The sequence below is a fragment of the Pseudomonas sp. LBUM1653 genome, assembly GCF_059716115.1.
Genome location: NZ_CP166803.1, coordinates 252148 through 268073, shown reverse-complemented (window position 1 = coordinate 268073; position 15926 = coordinate 252148). Strand labels below are relative to the sequence as shown.

Genomic DNA, 15926 nt, shown 5'->3' with positions numbered 1-15926 from the left:
TGTGTTCACTGCAGATCAAATGTGGGAGCGAGCCTGCTCGCGAAAGCGGTCTTGAGGGTTACTCAGGAATTCGCAATGACTGCCCTGGATAGATCTTGTTCGGGTCCTTGAGCATCGGTTTGTTGGCTTCGAAGATCTTCTGATACTTGTTGGGATCACCATACACACGCTTGGAGATTGCGCTAAGCGTGTCGCCTTTTTCGACGGTGACAAACTTCGCCGGTGTGGCAACCGGTCCGGTCACGGTGATCTGGTCATCAACACCACTAATACCGGCCACGTTACCCAGCGCCAGAAGAATTTTTTCTTTCTCTTCCTGGCTGGCGGCTTCGCCGGTAGCAATGATTTTCTCGCCCTCGACCTTTACTTGAATTTTGGACGTATCGATCCCCGTCAACGCGCTCTGCACATGCTTGGTCAACGCCTCGCTGTTGGCTTCGGCCTTGTCCGGCGTCAACGCGTCGAGGATTTTTTCACCGGCTTCTTTTAGAAAACTGAACAGGCTCATCGTTTCGCTCTCCTTGGGTTTCGGGTTCCAGACGCAAAAGCCTAGACCACGACGGTCATTTGCGAATGCAACCCGACCAATGACGCCGCTTGCGCTAGAATCGGCCCCTTCCCGGAACCCAGGAGCGAAGATGGACATCAAGCAGCTGAAATTCCTCATCGCCCTGGACGAAACCCGCCATTTCGGCCAGGCCGCCGCACGCTGCCACATTACTCAGCCGACCCTGTCCATGCGCCTGCGCAGCCTCGAAGAAGAACTCGATCTGCCGCTGGTCAATCGCGGCCAGCGTTTCGAAGGCTTCACCGCACCTGGCGAGAGGGTCCTGGCCTGGGCGCGCACCGTCTTGGCGGCCTATGACGGCTTGTACGCCGAGGCGGCCGCCTGTCGCGGCAACCTGGTCGGCACCTTGCGCCTGGGCGTGGTGCCGCTGTCGAGCTTCGATCCCTTGCCGCTGCTGCAACGCCTGCACGCGGAACACCCGAACCTGCGCTTCGAACTCTCGGCGCTGAGTTCCGAGCAAATCCTCGAACAACTGGCGAACAATCGCCTGGACCTCGGCGTGTCCTACCTCGAACGCCTGGATGCCGAGCGCTTCGATTCCCTGGCCTTCAGTGAAACCCGTATGGGCCTGCTCTACGATCAGCGTTTCTTTACCTTCGGCGAAGCGCCGCTGAGCTGGGAATCGTTGATCGAATTGCCGCTGGGCATGCTCACCAGCGGCATGCACTTTCGCCAATCCATCGACCACAACTTCCATAGCCGCGGCCTCAACCCGCAGCCTTTGTTGCAAACCGATGCCGTTCATCAACTGTTACAAGCTGTACACGGCGGCTTGTGCTGCGCCGTGATGCCGTTGGACGGAGGCCTGGAAGAACTGACCGATCATTTGCGCCTGCAACCGATCGAAAACGCCCAGACCCTCGGCCGACTGGGGCTAATCATGCGGCGCAGCGCGCCACGCTCGGCCTTGGCGGAAGCTTGTTTTGCGATTTATCAACAATCACTGATCGGCGCTTGATCGACGGCATCTATCGGCAGATCAGTAATAGCGATTAGACGCGACAAGTTGTCACGCCTAGTCTTAAAGCTGATCAATCCCTCGGTGATGCCATGAACGCCAAGCGCCCAGCCTGCGCGGCGCCTGCCCTCGAAACGCCCGCGCCCGCCGCCAGCCAGACATATAGCTACAGCAACCTTGAGCACTCGGAGTCGGCCAGCACCGCGCTGGCCGAGGAAGTTGCCCTGGCGATTGCCTATAACGGTATCAGCCAGGCGGTGATGCTGGTGACGCCCACGGACCTGGAAGACTTCATCGTCGGCTTCAGCCTGGGCAGCGGCATCATCCATGACGCCTCGGACATCTATGACCTGCAACTCAGCGGTTCGGGATCGGCGCAATACGCGCAAGTGACCATCGCCAATCGCGCGTTCTGGAACCTCAAGCAACAGCGTCGGCAACTGGCCGGTACCAGCGGTTGCGGGCTCTGCGGCGTGGAAGCGGTCGAGCAGGCATTGCCCGAGCTCGAGGTATTGCCCGGCGCCCCCTTGCCACCGGCCGAGTGGCTCGAGGGCCTGCGCCAGCGCATCGGTGCGTTCCAGCCGCTTGGCCAGCACTGCGGGGCGGTGCACGCGGCCGTGTTCATGAACGACCAAGGCCAACTGTTGCTGGGTCGTGAAGATATCGGCCGGCACAACGCCCTCGACAAATTGATCGGCGGCTTGATTCGCCAAAACATTCCGATGGCTGGCGGACTGGCGATTGTCACCAGTCGATGCAGCCTCGAGTTGATCCAGAAAGTCTTGCGCGCCGGCATCCAGACCCTGGTCAGCCTGTCGTCGCCCACGGGGCTCGCCGTGCAATGGGCCCGTCGCCACAACCTCAATCTCATCCATCTGCCACAAAAGAATGCGCCGCGGGTCTACAGCCCTGCGTTGGAGAACCAAGCGTGAGTCAACACCGTCAAGCCGACCAGAAACCCGTCCCTCGCTACAAGCCCTACAAAGGCGCGGCCGGAGGGTGGGGCGCACTGATCAGCGTCGCCCAGGCCTGGTTGACCAGCGACAACGCGCTGAAAAACCTGCGGATGATGCTCAAGACCAACAAGAACGGCGGCTTCGACTGTCCCGGTTGCGCCTGGGGTGATTCCAATGAAGGCGGCATGGTGATGTTCTGCGAGAACGGCGCCAAAGCAGTGAACTGGGAAGCGACCAAACGCCGCGTCGACGGCAAATTTTTCGCCAAGCACAGCGTCACTTCGCTGCTGGAGCAAAGCGATTACTGGCTTGAGTATCAGGGCCGGCTGACCGAGCCGATGAGCTATGACGCCGAGACCGATCGCTACAGGCCGATCAGTTGGGACGCTGCCTTTGCGCTGATCGCCAAACACCTGAACGGCTTGTCGAGCCCGAATCAGGCCGAGTTCTACACCTCGGGCCGCGCCAGTAACGAAGCGGCTTTTTTGTACCAGCTGTTCGTGCGCGCCTACGGCACCAACAACTTTCCCGACTGTTCGAACATGTGCCACGAAGCCAGCGGCGTGGCATTGGCACAAAGTGTCGGCGTCGGCAAAGGCACCGTGACCTTCGACGACTTCGAACACGCCGATGCGATTTTCGTCTGGGGCCAGAACCCTGGCACCAACCATCCACGGATGCTCGAACCGTTGCGTGAAGCGGTGAAACGCGGCGCGCAAGTGGTGTGCATCAACCCGCTGAAAGAGCGCGGCCTGGAGCGCTTCCAGCACCCGCAACATCCGATTGAAATGCTCACCAACGGCGACAAACCGACCAACACCGCGTACTTCCGTCCAGCCCTGGGCGGCGACATGGCGATAATGCGTGGCATGGCGAAGTTCCTGCTGCAATGGGAGCGCGATGCACAGAAAGCGGGCGAGCCTGCGGTGTTCGATCACGTCTTCCTCAATGAACACAGCGTCAATGTCCTGGACTACCTGGCCGCCATCGACGAAACCCCGTGGGAACAGATCGTTGAGCAGTCCGGCCTGACCCTGGTGGAGATCGAGCAAGCGGCGCGCATGTACGCCAAGGGCAAGAACGTCATCATGTGCTGGGCCATGGGCATCACCCAGCATCGCCATTCGGTAGCGACCATCCAGGAAATCGCCAACCTGATGTTGCTGCGCGGCAACATCGGTCGGCCAGGCGCCGGCCTGTGCCCGGTGCGTGGCCACAGCAACGTGCAGGGCGATCGGACCATGGGCATCAACGAACGGCCGCCGGTGGCGTTCCTCGATGCCCTGGAACGTCGCTTCCAGTTCACGGTGCCGCGCGAAAACGGCCACAACGTGGTCGAGGCGATTCATGCCATGGCCGAAGGCCGGGCCAAAGTCTTCATCGGCTTGGGCGGCAACTTCGCCCAAGCCACCCCGGACAGTCCGCGCACCTTCCAGGCCCTGCGCAACTGCGACCTGACCGTGCAGATCAGCACCAAGCTCAACCGCAGCCACCTGACTCACGGTAAAGACGCCCTGATCCTGCCGTGCCTGGGCCGGACCGACATCGACCGGCAAACCGAAGGTCCTCAAGCGGTGACCGTCGAAGATTCGTTCAGCATGGTCCACGCCTCCAATGGTCAGTTGGAGCCGCTGTCGAACCAGATGCGCTCGGAGCCGGCGATTCTTGCCGGCATCGCGGCAGCCACCCTGGGCAACCACCCGGTGGACTGGAACTGGCTGGTGGCCGACTACGGGCGCATCCGCGACCTGATTGCCGAAACCATTCCAGGGTTCAAGGACTTCAACGAGAGGGTCAAGAACCCGGGCGGTTTCTACCTGGGCAACAGCGCCGGCGCGCGCAAGTGGAACACTGCATCGGGTCGGGCCAATTTCCGGCCGAACGCGTTGCCCAAGGACCTGGTGCACGAACGCACCCGCGCTACCGGTGTGCTGCCGGACCTGATCATGCAATCGATGCGCTCCCACGATCAGTACAACACCACGATCTATGGCCTTAACGACCGTTATCGCGGAGTGAAGGGGCAGCGTGACGTGCTGTTCGTCAACGAAGCAGACATCATTCGCCTGGGCTTCAAACCGGGGCAGAAGGCCGATATCGTTTCGATCTGGGATGATGGCCTGGAGCGTCGGGTGAAGGGCTTCACGCTACTGGCGTTCGATATTCCGGCGGGGCAAGCGGCGGCGTACTATCCGGAAGTAAACCCGTTGGTGCCGTTGGAAAGCACCGGGGATGGCAGCCATACGCCGACGTCGAAGTTCGTGGCGATCCGATTGGAAGCGGCGAGTGAGACCGGGTTGATCTTGGCCAAATCCGCGTAACGCTGCGCCTGGTCTGGCCTCATCGCGAGCAAGCTCGCTCCCACAGTGTGTGTGTGTTCAACGCAAATCAAACTGTGGGAGCGAGCTTGCTCGCGATGGCGGTGGAAAATCAACGAAACTTGCGGATGGATTATTTTCCAAACGCTCACAAAAAAGGCCGTTTTTTCACAAAAACGGCCTATCCGAAGTAACTAAAGACCGGCGAAAACCCGTTAAGTTCCGCCCAAAAAACAGCAACTTATAGAAATGTGCTCAAGTCGTGTTACTCGTCGGATTTCGATTGTCACGTCCATGACACAGCCTCAGGATCGCGTCGTCATCCCCTTGAGGTTCCTCCATGAAGTTCTCCTCGATTCTCTTGTTGTCCCTTGGCCTGGTCAGTGGCATGGCCTCTGCTGGCGGCACCACCGAAGCAGGTGTGGGCGGCGCATTGGGCGGGGTTCTGGGCTCGGTCGTCGGCCAATCGATTGGCGGCAATACAGGTTCCACCATCGGCGCGGCCTTGGGCGGCGCGGGTGGTAGCGCAGTCGGCGCAGACAAACGCAGCCGTGGCGAAGCCGCCATCGGTGGTGCGTTGGGCGCAGCAGGCGGTAACGTGGTCGGCCGCAGCATGGGCGGCACCACCGGCAGCCTGATCGGCTCCGCGGCAGGCGGCGGCGCCGGTGGCGCGCTGGGTAACTATATGGGCAACAAGAGCGATGATGACGACGATGACGATCGTCGTGGTGATCGTCGCTCCTACCGTGACGGCCATCACGATCGTGGCCATCATTACGGCCATCGCAAGCATCACAAGAAGTACTACCGCCACCGTCATTGAAACCGGAACGGTTTCGCTGGCAGGTAAAAAAAATCGCAGCCCAAGGGCTGCGATTTTTTTTGTCTGCTTCAAACCACCAGCCGCCCCAAGGCACTGCGCAACTCAGCCGGAATCGCCACTGGCTGATTCGAGGCGCGGTCGACAAAGACATGCACGAAGCGCCCCGCTGCGCAGGCCTCGTCTTCCCCTTGCTTGAACACCGCCAACTCGTACTGCACCGAGCTGTTGCCCAATTTTCCAACCCGCAGGCCGACCTCGATCCGGTCCGGGAACGCGATGGAAGCAAAGTAATCGCAGGCTGAACTCACCACGAAACCCACCACCTCGCCATCATGGATATCCAGGCCGCCAACTTCGATCAGGTAGGTGTTCACCGCCGTGTCGAAGAAGCTGTAGTAGGTGACGTTGTTGACGTGACCGTAGGCGTCGTTGTCGTGCCAGCGTGTGGTGATGGGTTGGAAGTGTGGGTAGTCGGAGCGTTGGGGCATCAGCATTGATTCCTGGGGTTGGATTACCAGTTTAAGACGAAAACCGCGTTATCGTTCTTCGCGAGCAGGCTCGCTCCCACAGGGATCTAAGTCGTAAAAAAATTCGGTTCACTGAAGATCAACTGTGGGAGCGAGCCGGCTCCGGGCGGCGTTCCGACGAAGGCGCCCTTGCAGGCGCCACATCAATCAGCGGTCAGCAAACCCTTTGCCCACCGCCGCCAAATCACCAATCAACCGCGCCGGGCTCCAGTGATCACCCTGGCGGGTCTCCAGCGCCAACAGCCGTTGATGAATATCCGCCAACCCTTGCTGATCCGCCCAGGCCATCGGCCCGCCCTTGTCCGCCGGGAACCCATATCCGTTGAGGTAAACCAGATCGATGTCGTGGGCCGATCCGGCGATCCCTTCCTGAAGAATCTTCGCGCCCTCGTTGACCAACGCCAGCAGGCAGCGCTCCAGAATCTCCTCCGGGCTGATCTTGCGGCGATGAAAGCCCAGTCCCTCACTGACTTCCAGCACCAATGCATCGACATGCAGGTCGTGTTCAGCCTGGCGACTGCCCGGCTCATAGTGGTAGTAGCCGTTGCCACTCTTCTGACCGAAACGGCCCTGCTCACACAGACGGTTATCCACCTGCACCTCTGGCGCATCCTGCCCCACACCGGACAGTTGCCGGGCGCGCCATTGCAGATCGACGCCGACCACGTCGAACATACGGAATGGCCCCATGGCGAAGCCGAAGCCTTGCAGCGCCGCATCGACCTGGTAGGGGTAAGCGCCCTCCAGCAGCATTTTTCGGGCTTCCAGCACATAGGTATTGAGCATGCGATTGCCGATGAAGCCGTCGCAATTGCCCGACACCACGCTGACCTTGCCCATGCGCTTGCCCAGCGCCAGTGCAGCATCGATGACCGCCGGTGCAGTCTGGTCACCCCGGACGATTTCCAGCAGTTTCATGATGTGCGCCGGGCTGAAGAAGTGCAGGCCCAGGACCTGTTGTGGGCGGCCAGTCACCGCGGCGATGGCGTCGATGTCCAGTGCCGACGTGTTACTTGCCAGAATGGCTTCAGGTTTGAGCAAGCCGTCCAGTTCGCGGAAGATGGCCTGCTTGAGTTCGAGGTTTTCGTAGACGGCTTCGATGACCAGATCGACATCACGAATAGCCGCATAATCGGCGGCCGCCGTGACTCGCGCGACGCGGGCATCGGCCTCGACCTGATCGATGCGTTCCTGCCGAACACTATGGGCATAGGTGTCCGCCACGGTGACCAGTGCCTGTTCAAGCATCTGCGGATTGTTATCGACCCATTGCACCGCCACCCCGGCGTTGGCCAGGCACATGACAATGCCGCGGCCCATGGTGCCCGCGCCGATGACGGCTGCGCGCTGAATATTGAACGGTGTCTGGCTCATGTTTTGTTCTCTTGTTGGCGATCCGAAGACAGCCTTCACCATAGTCAGCCGCTGCGCTTTTTTGAAATTTATTCCTGTGATGAGCAACATTCAGCGGATGGATGCGCCCTCGCCGGACACCAATGATTCCGGTAGGTGTACCTCGGCCCATCCCCGGACCTCGGCATACGGATAATCGTCCAACGCCGCAAACCCCGAAATCGTCCGCACCTTGAGCTTGGTAAACAACGGCACACTGATCCCGCATAAAAACCGCGTCACGCGCTCGGCCGACGGCACACTCCCCGTGTGTTGCTCATGCCTGTGGATAAAAGCGCCACACAACCCCTCGAAATTTTTATCCACAAGCGCCGGAAACGCCGGCGGTGCTGGCAGCCGCGCCACTTGCCCGTGACACACCGAGCAATGCCCGCACTGGCGGGGCGCATTTTCGTCGCCGAAATACTCGGCCAAGCGATAGCCCAGACAGCGATCGGTGGCGAATAGATCGAGCATGGCGTGAATCCGTGCAACCTCGGTCTGTTCATGCCGAGTGAAGCCGGCGTGCAGCTCTTCACTCAACGCGACACTGTCGAAACCGGTTTGCAGCAGGCTGTACACTTCGGTCATCAGCTTGCTTTCAAGCTCGACCCAGCCCTTCTCCTGGAAATAATCCAGCGCCTTGACCACCCGACTGCGCTCGGCCTGGTGCTGTTCATACAGCGCATCGAAATTCACCGTGGCCCAGGTCCGTGCGCGGCTGGATGTCTGGATGATCGCCGCGACGAAATCCCTGCGTTCACCCTCGAAGCGAGCCAGCAATGCCTCGGGCTCCTGCAGATACTTGAACCGGTATTCGGCATAGTAGGCATAACGCGGAGCGATCAAACCACGAAGCTCCAGCTGAACCAGCAATGTCTTGAGCGGCAGCTGGCGAATGTTGCTCTGGTCCGCCAGAGGCCCCAGCAGAAACTCCCATTGTCCTTCGGGCGCGGCGGCCTGCATTTCGTCGAGCACGCAGCGGATTCCGTCCAGTTCAGGCGTATCGCCGTAGACGAAGTTTTCCAGCACGTTGAGGCTGTCGCGATTGGCCAGCACCAGGCAATCCGATGGCTGTCCGTCACGCCCGGCACGGCCGATTTCCTGGCTGTAGTTTTCGATGGATTTGGGCAGGTCGAAATGCACCACGTTGCGGATGTCGCTCTTGTCGATGCCCATGCCGAAGGCGATGGTGGCGACGATGCAATTGGACTGCCCGCCCATGAATCGTTTCTGGATACCGTCGCGCTGCTCGTGGGGCAAACCGGCGTGATAGGCCTCGGCCTGAATGCCATTGCGCTCTAGGTGTTCAGCAATCTGCTCGGCGGTTTTCTGCTGGGTGACGTAGACAATGCTCGGCTGGCCGGGGCGCTGGCTCATCCATTCCACCAGACGTCGGCGCTTGTCCTGGCCGCGAACCGGCTCCACCCACAGGTTGAGGTTCGGCCGATAGAAACCGGTGGTCACCACGTCGTCAGGTTCGATGGCGAATTTCGCCTGCATGTCGGCGATCACTTTCGGGGTCGCGGTGGCAGTCAGCAACAACACCTGGGGAATGTTGAACTGGCGCTGATAGTCCGGAAGCTTGAGGTAGTCCGGGCGAAAGTTATGGCCCCATTCGGAGATGCAATGCGCCTCGTCCACCACCAGCAGCGAGATCGGCACCTGCTGCAGGAAATTTCGAAATCGCTCGTTCTTCAAGCGCTCCACGGAGATCATCAGGATTTTCAGTTCGCCGGACTTGGCGCGGGCCATCACATCGCTGGCGTCATCGCGGCTCTGGGCCGAATCGATACTGCCCGCGGCAATGCCGTGGCGTTGCAGGAACGCCAACTGATCCTGCATCAATGCCAGCAGTGGCGAGACCACCAGCGTCAGGTGCGGCAGCAATACGGCCGACAGCTGATAGCAAAGGGACTTGCCGGAACCGGTGGGGAAAATTGCCGCCGCCGAGCGCCCCGCCAGCACCGCGCTGACCACTGCCTCTTGGCCGGGACGAAACTGTGGATAACCGAAAACCTGTTCCAGGGTGTTGTGCATAAGCTGTCACTCCGTTGACTGCTGCGATGAGCAAAGCCTAGCCGGCGATCGCAGCGAGTCGAGAAAAGGTCCGGGGCAAAACGATACGGGATGATACAGCGTGTTGATGTCGATCAATCCTACAGATTCTGATGCCCTGTCTACCCGAGTTCCGCCTAACAACACCCGACAATCCTGTAGGCATTTTTACCTCTAACCGTTTCGCGCAAAAAAAGGCGCCAACGCGTAGTCCCTTCCTCAAAAAACGATAAAAACCCTACAAAACCTGTCCATCAAAGCGGTCTTGTCGCTTAGTCACGCACCCTTCTATAGTTTCCGGCGCGGCTGAAAAAGTGTCTCGGCCTGCCGGGCACACTTGCCGATTTCGCACAGGACCCACCTCGATGAACAACCCCAACCCACTGGCCGACCGCTATCGCCCGCTCAAGTCCAGTAACAGCGAAACCCCGGTGCTGGTCATCGACACCGAGGCCGATCCCCTGGAAATCCTCGACGCCGCCCGCCAACGCATCCGCGCCGCCAGCGACCTGCTGGAAACCTTGTACTGCCTGTGCTTCAAACAGGCCGACGCCAGCGACATCCCCAACATTGTCAATGCGCTGTACCTGCTGACCCATGACGGCAACGACCTGCTCGAAATCGCCCGACAACGTCTGCCGAAACTCACCGGCTGAAGAACACCACAATCCCCCTGTGGGAGCGAGCATGCTCGCGATGAACGATAACGCGGTGCATTGTGGACAAGTCCGTCAGCAACGCCCTATCAAAGCTTCGGCACGGTCCTACAAAAGAAGACGCCTTGTCGTCTTTCGCGCCCCGAAGACTCATACCTATAGTTGGACTGTCGTTGCCATCAGCGAACCGGGTTTGGTCACCCGAGAACAACGAGATCGCACATTCCCATCTAATTTGAGGTGTTACTCCGTGACCATGTTAAATCCGTTTCCAAATCGCTACCGCCCACTTCAAACAAACCTCACCGATTCCCCGCCCCTGTTCATCGATACAGAAGCCAACCCCCAAGACATCCTCGAAGCCGCTCTCCAGCGCATTCGGGCTTCCAGCGAGCTCCTGCAAACCCTGCACTGCCAAAGCTTCAAGGACGGCGACGTCGAAGACATCCCCCACATCACCCACGCGCTCTACCTCTTGACCCAAGACGGTTGCGACCTGCTCAAAGTCGCACAGCAACGCATGCTCAACTGGAAAGCTCCAACCTGACGTCTAGTGAATGATCGTTCTCACTCTCTGCGTGAGAACGATCAAACAACGGTCGCAGCTGAAAAGGCGGCGGGTTCATTCAGGACTACCGGCACTGCCAAAAAGTAAGCCAATGGCGTACATTACTAATGATATTTATTGAGACCCCAATCTTCACTCGTCGAGCCAAAGAGCTATTGGATGACGATGCCTACGCCATATTACAGAAGCAGCTGGTATTGAACCCTTCAGCTGGTGACGTCATCGAAGGGGCAGGCGGGATTCGCAAAATGCGGGTTGCGGCGAAGGGGCACGGTAAACGAGGCGGAGCTCGAGTGATTTACTATCATTTCATCTCGGCATCGCAAATCGCTTTATTGATGATCTACCCTAAAAATGAACAACAAGATCTTACCGCCGATGAGCGCAAAGCGTTGAAAGCCGTCATTGAACACTGGAGATAACCATGAGCAAATTTTTTGATGAGCTGATGGAAAGCGTACAACAGATGGACGAGATCGTACGGGGTGAGCGGCGACCATCCCGCGAATTTCAGGTAGATGCATTGCATGTCAAAGAAATCCGTAAGGCTACTGGTTTAACTCAAGCCAAGTTCGCAGCGTTGATCGACGTCCAACTTGGCACTCTGCGAAACTGGGAGCAGGGCCGTCGTGAGCCAACGGGGCCGGCTAAAGCTTTGCTGAAAGCTATTCATAATGACCCCGTCCATGTATTGAATGCATTAGCCACCTGAGGCGACGTGATGAGCAAGTTAACATTCGAACAAAAACAAGCGCATTACGAAAAGGTCTGCCGTTCAAACTATCTAGCAAGCTTGCGTCTTGCAGGGTTCAACACGTCGCCGGCAGATCTCGAAAAACCGTTGTCCACTCGAGAAGAAGCCATCGCCAAGTACCTGCAAAATGCTTCGCCGCAATCTGCTCCCGCCCTTCCCATCCTTCCTGACGAACAATTAGATCTGCCCAAGTCCAGTCAGACATCTTTACTATGAACCTCGCCCCCAACCTCCCCGAAGACCCCACCCTGCACCTGCTCATCCAGCTACTACACGAAGAACTCGGCCTCCCCGAACGCAAAACCATCAGCCTCACCACCTCGATCAACTTCGACCTTGGCTGCAACGGCGCCGATGCACAGCATTTAATCGAAACCCTGGAAGACCACTTCGCCATCGATTTCGTGGATTACGACAGCTACCTCTATTTTCAACCCGAAGGCTACGATGTATTTCTCAAGCGCAAAGCCAAGGGTCGCGGTTAGAAGGAACCATTGACCATCGGCATGCTCTACCGAGCGATCAAGGCTCAACGCTGGGACACCCGGGAACTTGAAGGCCTGTAACGTCCGCGGCACATAACAATAAGGACATTGCGTGGACGTATTGATGGGCTTGTTGGCTGCTTTGCTGTGGGGCGGCACGGATTTTCTGGTGGGCTTGAATGCCCGTGCCGTCGGCGTCAAACGTGCCGTGTATTTCGGCCAGGCGCTGGGTTTTACCATCATGAGCCTGCTGTTGATCGCCTTCCCGGTATTCATTCTGCGGTCCATGGCCGCCCCGCTGGAAACCTGGCTTTTCGGCCTCGTCGCGGCCGTGTTGACGGTGTCCGGCGCCCTGGCCTTGTCCAAGGCGTTCGCCCTGGGCAAAGCCTCCATCGTCGCCCCGCTGGTGACGTCATATGGTGTAGTGACCACGCTGTTGTCCTGGGCCGGGGGCGAGCACATCAGCCTGATTCAGTTGCTGTGTATCGGCCTCTGTGTGCTCGGGGTGGTTCTATCCAGCATTCATTCCGACCCGAAGGTGCCACACACCACCCAAGCCAGCAACTCCATCGCCTACGCGCTGCTGGCGGCAATGTTCTACGGCACCAGTTTCTGGCTGCAGGGACGTTTCGTGTTGCCCGTGCTGGGGCCGGTGACAATGCTTTGGCTTGCATACCTGGTCGGGTTGATGGTGCTGGTGGTGATCGTACTCAGGCTCGACGACGGCTTGAAAATACCGCCGCTGAAAAATTGCCTGACGCTGACCGGCGCCAGCCTGATGAACCTCGGCGGGTTTTCCTCATTCGCATGGGGGGCGGTGGCCGGGTCGGTTTCGGTGGTGACGGTGATCAGCACGTTGTCCGGCGGAATTGCGGCGATCCTGGGGTATGTGTTTTTCAAGGAACGGCTGGGGAAGGTGCAGGTGCTGGGGGTAGTGCTGGTGTTGGTCGGCGCGTTTGTCTTGCACCTGAAAACCTGAAACGCTGCGCACAAAAAAGCCGCCCCGAAGGGCGGCTTTTTCATTGCATCAAACCAACACTTACAACTTCGGACCAGCAGCCTTGATCGCGTCGCTCACTTCGAACTTCTTGAAGTTCTCGATGAACAGGCCGGCCAGTGCTTTAGCGGCTTCGTCGTAGGATGGCTTGTCGGCCCAGGTGTTGCGTGGGTTCAGCAGGCCAGTTTCAACGCCCGGTACGGCCAGTGGCACGTCGAGGTTGATGGTGTCCAGGTGCTCGGTTTCGGTACCGATCAGAGCGCCGCTCTGGATCGCTGCGATCACCGCGCGGGTGGTCGGGATGTTGAAGCGCTTGCCGACGCCGTAGCCACCGCCGGTCCAGCCGGTGTTGACCAGGTAGACCTTGGAGCCGAAGCCGCGGATGCGCTTGATCAGCAGTTCTGCGTATTCGCCAGCCGGACGCGGGAAGAACGGTGCGCCGAAGCAGGTGGAGAAGGTCGACTTGATGCCGCTGCCCGAACCCATTTCGGTCGAACCGACCAGAGCGGTGTAACCGGAAAGGAAGTGGTAGGCCGCTTGTTCTTCGTTGAGGATCGACACTGGCGGCAGAACGCCGGTCAGGTCGCAGGTCAGGAAGATCACAGCGTTCGGCTCGCCACCGAGGTTCTGCTCGGAACGCTTGGCTACGTGCTCCAGCGGGTAGGCGGCGCGGCTGTTCTGGGTCAGGCTGACATCGGCGTAGTCGGCGTGCTTGGCGTCGTCGATAACGACGTTTTCCAGGACTGCACCGTGCTTGATGGCTTTCCAGATGACCGGCTCGTTCTTCTCGGACAGGTCGATGCACTTGGCATAGCAACCGCCTTCGATGTTGAACACCACGCCCTCGCCCCAGCCGTGTTCGTCGTCACCGATCAGGTAACGGCTTTCATCGGCGGACAGGGTGGTCTTGCCAGTACCGGACAGACCGAAGAACAGGGTCACGTCGCCTTCTTCGCCGATGTTGGCAGCACAGTGCATTGGCAGCACGTCGGCGGCCGGCAGCAGGAAGTTCTGCACCGAGAACATGGCTTTCTTCATTTCACCGGCGTAGCGCATGCCGGCGATCAGCACTTTCTTCTGCGCGAAGTTGATGATCACGCAACCGTCGGAGTTGGTGCCATCACGCTCTGGAACGCATTCGAAGTTGGCAACGTTGAGCACTTGCCACTCTTCACGGCCAGCCGGGTTGTACTGGGCCGGGTTGATGAACAGGCAACGGCCGAACAGGTTCTGCCAAGCGGTCTGGGTGGTCATCTTCACGGCCAGGTAGTGCTCTTCAGCCGCGCCTACATGCACGTGGGAAACGAAGTGCTCTTGCGCATTGTTGAATGCTTCTACGCGGCTCCACAGGGCATCGAACTTGTCAGCCGGGAACTTGCGGTTGATCGGGCCCCAGGCGATGGCGGCCGAGGTGGACGGCTCTTCAACGATGAAACGATCGACTGGCGAACGGCCGGTACGGTGACCGGTACGAACAACCAGTGCGCCGGTATCGGCAAGCTCGCCTTCACCGCGGTTGAGGGCTTCTTTAACCAGATCATCAACACTCAGATCGGTGTACACGGCGTTATTGGCTTGCGTCATGAGGTTCCCCGTCGGCCAGTGGCCGAGTGCTCCAAACGTTTTGTAGTAGAAAGTCGTGCACTACTACCGCGAAAAAAGTGGGCCGGATTATGCCAGAAAAGCCCAAAAAGAGTAGGGCCCTCCCGTCGTAACGGCGCTATTGCGGTACTTTCCAGTGAATTTACCTGCGCTGAACCGTTTTAGTGCCGGGTATCTGACGGCGTCTCGACACCCGCTCCAGCGAACAATTGGGTGACATCGGCGGCGTCGAACAGGTACTGCTGGTTGCAGAACTGACAATCGATCTCGATGTTACCACCGTGTTCGAGCACCAGGTTTTGCGCGTCTTCCATACCCAGACTGACCAGCGCATTGGCTGAACGTTCGCGCGAGCAGCTGCAACGAAAGCGCAGTTTCTGCACATCGAACAGACGAACCTGCTCTTCGTGATAGAGACGATGGAGCACGGTTTCGTTGTCCAGACTCAGCAATTCATCGGCCGTCAGGGTGGTGGCCAGTGCAGTGAGGTGCTGCCAGCTGTCGGCGCGTTCTTCCTCGTCTTTCAAGCGATCGGCGGGCAGCTGTTGCAGCAACAGGCCACGGGCACGGCGGCCATCGGCGCAGAGCTTGATGCGAGTACCAATCTGCTGAGACATGACGAAGTAGTTGGTGAAGCAATCGGACAAGGTTTCACCGTCCAGATCGACGACGCCCTGGTAGCGCTGGCCCTGCTTCGGGTCGATGGTCAATGTCAGCGAGCCAGCCGGCATCAGGTCGGCCAGGGTGGCGTCGGGGGCAATCCGCTCAGCCTCGTATCGGGCCAGGCCACGGATGTCGCGCTCGCTGGAGCACTCGATCATCAGCAACGGAATCGGGCCTTCAGAGCGGGCCTGTAGGATCAGCAGGCCATCGAACTTCAAGGTGCCAACCAGCAACGCTGCGGCCGCCATCAGTTCGCCGAGCAGTTGCGCAACCGGCTCCGGATAGGCGTGTTTGGCCAGGACTTCAGCGTAGCTGAGTTCCAGCGAAACCATCTCGCCACGGGTGTCGCTGTCATCGAAGATGAAGCGTTGGGTGAAGTCGTTATCCGGTAAGTCGGTCATAAGTCTGGTATCTGAAGTGGTGACAAAAGTGGTTACGGAACGAGGTTACGCCTTGGCTATAGCGTATGGCTGCCGGGTTGTGGCCTGGAGGCCTGTGGCTGTAAGCGCTTTACGACGAATGGCACATGCACGGCAAACTAATTACCTTATATGGCTACACACAGGCGCAATTACAAGTCTTGGCCTGATTGGCGTGATCG

15 protein-coding genes and 2 pseudogenes are annotated in these 15926 nt (G+C 59.0%); 11 read left to right on the top strand and 6 right to left on the bottom strand.

The window, feature by feature from the left end:
• Positions 1 to 58: 58 nt before the first annotated feature.
• Positions 59 to 508 carry a peptidoglycan-binding protein LysM gene (gene lysM / locus ACA054_RS01260; RefSeq protein WP_497687851.1) on the bottom strand — a complete coding sequence of 150 codons (450 nt, stop codon included), beginning with the start codon at positions 506 to 508 and terminating at the stop codon, positions 59 to 61.
• Positions 509 to 638: 130 nt separating this feature from the next.
• Here lysM and ACA054_RS01255 point away from each other — a divergent pair, with 130 nt between their 5' ends.
• The 4 genes from ACA054_RS01255 to ACA054_RS01240 all read left to right on the top strand — a co-directional run bounded on the left by ACA054_RS01255 (position 639) and on the right by ACA054_RS01240 (position 5623).
• Positions 639 to 1526 (top strand): LysR family transcriptional regulator, encoded by an 888-nt coding sequence (locus tag ACA054_RS01255; protein ID WP_497687850.1) that lies wholly within the window; start codon positions 639 to 641, stop codon positions 1524 to 1526.
• A gap of 92 nt (positions 1527 to 1618) precedes the next feature.
• On the top strand, positions 1619 to 2458 hold the full coding sequence (gene fdhD, locus ACA054_RS01250; protein WP_497687849.1) for a formate dehydrogenase accessory sulfurtransferase FdhD: 840 nt from the start codon (positions 1619 to 1621) through the stop codon (positions 2456 to 2458).
• The gene (locus ACA054_RS01245; protein WP_497687848.1) at positions 2455 to 4803 is read left to right on the top strand and encodes an FdhF/YdeP family oxidoreductase; all 2349 of its coding nucleotides are present in this window, start codon (positions 2455 to 2457) and stop codon (positions 4801 to 4803) included. Before fdhD ends, ACA054_RS01245 begins: the two co-directional genes overlap by 4 nt.
• A gap of 337 nt (positions 4804 to 5140) precedes the next feature.
• The gene (locus ACA054_RS01240) at positions 5141 to 5623 is read left to right on the top strand and encodes a glycine zipper domain-containing protein (RefSeq protein ID WP_497687847.1); all 483 of its coding nucleotides are present in this window, start codon (positions 5141 to 5143) and stop codon (positions 5621 to 5623) included.
• A gap of 68 nt (positions 5624 to 5691) precedes the next feature.
• On the opposite strand, the gene ACA054_RS01235 is transcribed toward ACA054_RS01240, so the two are convergent.
• From ACA054_RS01235 to ACA054_RS01225, 3 genes are all read right to left on the bottom strand, one after another.
• Entirely contained in the window at positions 5692 to 6111 is a 420-nt protein-coding gene (locus tag ACA054_RS01235; RefSeq protein ID WP_497687846.1) for an acyl-CoA thioesterase, read from the bottom strand.
• Positions 6112 to 6297: 186 nt separating this feature from the next.
• Entirely contained in the window at positions 6298 to 7524 is a 1227-nt protein-coding gene (locus tag ACA054_RS01230; protein ID WP_497687845.1) for a 3-hydroxyacyl-CoA dehydrogenase, read from the bottom strand.
• Positions 7525 to 7614: 90 nt separating this feature from the next.
• The gene (locus tag ACA054_RS01225) at positions 7615 to 9582 is read right to left on the bottom strand and encodes a RecQ family ATP-dependent DNA helicase (RefSeq protein ID WP_497687844.1); all 1968 of its coding nucleotides are present in this window, start codon (positions 9580 to 9582) and stop codon (positions 7615 to 7617) included.
• Between the two features lie 383 nt (positions 9583 to 9965).
• On the opposite strand from ACA054_RS01225, the gene ACA054_RS01220 reads away from it, so the two are divergent.
• The 7 genes and pseudogenes from ACA054_RS01220 (at position 9966) to ACA054_RS01190 (ending at position 13042) form a co-directional block, all read left to right on the top strand.
• Positions 9966 to 10256, top strand: coding sequence for a hypothetical protein (locus tag ACA054_RS01220; RefSeq protein WP_497687843.1), 291 nt, complete (start codon positions 9966 to 9968; stop codon positions 10254 to 10256).
• A 250-nt stretch (positions 10257 to 10506) separates the two neighbouring features.
• Positions 10507 to 10803 (top strand): hypothetical protein, encoded by a 297-nt coding sequence (locus tag ACA054_RS01215; protein WP_497687842.1) that lies wholly within the window; start codon positions 10507 to 10509, stop codon positions 10801 to 10803.
• 128 nt (positions 10804 to 10931) lie between these two features.
• The gene (locus ACA054_RS01210; protein ID WP_497687841.1) at positions 10932 to 11246 is read left to right on the top strand and encodes a type II toxin-antitoxin system RelE/ParE family toxin; all 315 of its coding nucleotides are present in this window, start codon (positions 10932 to 10934) and stop codon (positions 11244 to 11246) included.
• Between the two features lie 2 nt (positions 11247 to 11248).
• A complete protein-coding gene (gene nadS / locus ACA054_RS01205) occupies positions 11249 to 11536 on the top strand; it encodes a NadS family protein (RefSeq protein WP_497687840.1) in 288 nt (95 codons plus the stop codon).
• 9 nt (positions 11537 to 11545) lie between these two features.
• Positions 11546 to 11698: pseudogene (locus tag ACA054_RS01200) on the top strand (YhfG family protein); the annotation flags it as partial.
• Positions 11699 to 11790: 92 nt separating this feature from the next.
• Positions 11791 to 12144, top strand: a pseudogene (locus ACA054_RS01195) (DUF1493 family protein).
• Between the two features lie 43 nt (positions 12145 to 12187).
• Entirely contained in the window at positions 12188 to 13042 is an 855-nt protein-coding gene (locus ACA054_RS01190) for an EamA family transporter (protein ID WP_497690224.1), read from the top strand.
• A 60-nt stretch (positions 13043 to 13102) separates the two neighbouring features.
• Here the strand turns inward: ACA054_RS01190 and ACA054_RS01185 are convergent, their stop codons facing one another.
• Together ACA054_RS01185 and hslO are read right to left on the bottom strand one after the other, a co-directional pair.
• Positions 13103 to 14644, bottom strand: a complete 1542-nt coding sequence (locus ACA054_RS01185) for a phosphoenolpyruvate carboxykinase (RefSeq protein WP_497687839.1) — start codon at positions 14642 to 14644, stop codon at positions 13103 to 13105.
• 179 nt (positions 14645 to 14823) lie between these two features.
• A complete protein-coding gene (gene hslO / locus ACA054_RS01180; RefSeq protein ID WP_497687838.1) occupies positions 14824 to 15726 on the bottom strand; it encodes an Hsp33 family molecular chaperone HslO in 903 nt (300 codons plus the stop codon).
• Between the last annotated feature and the right edge of the window lie 200 nt (positions 15727 to 15926).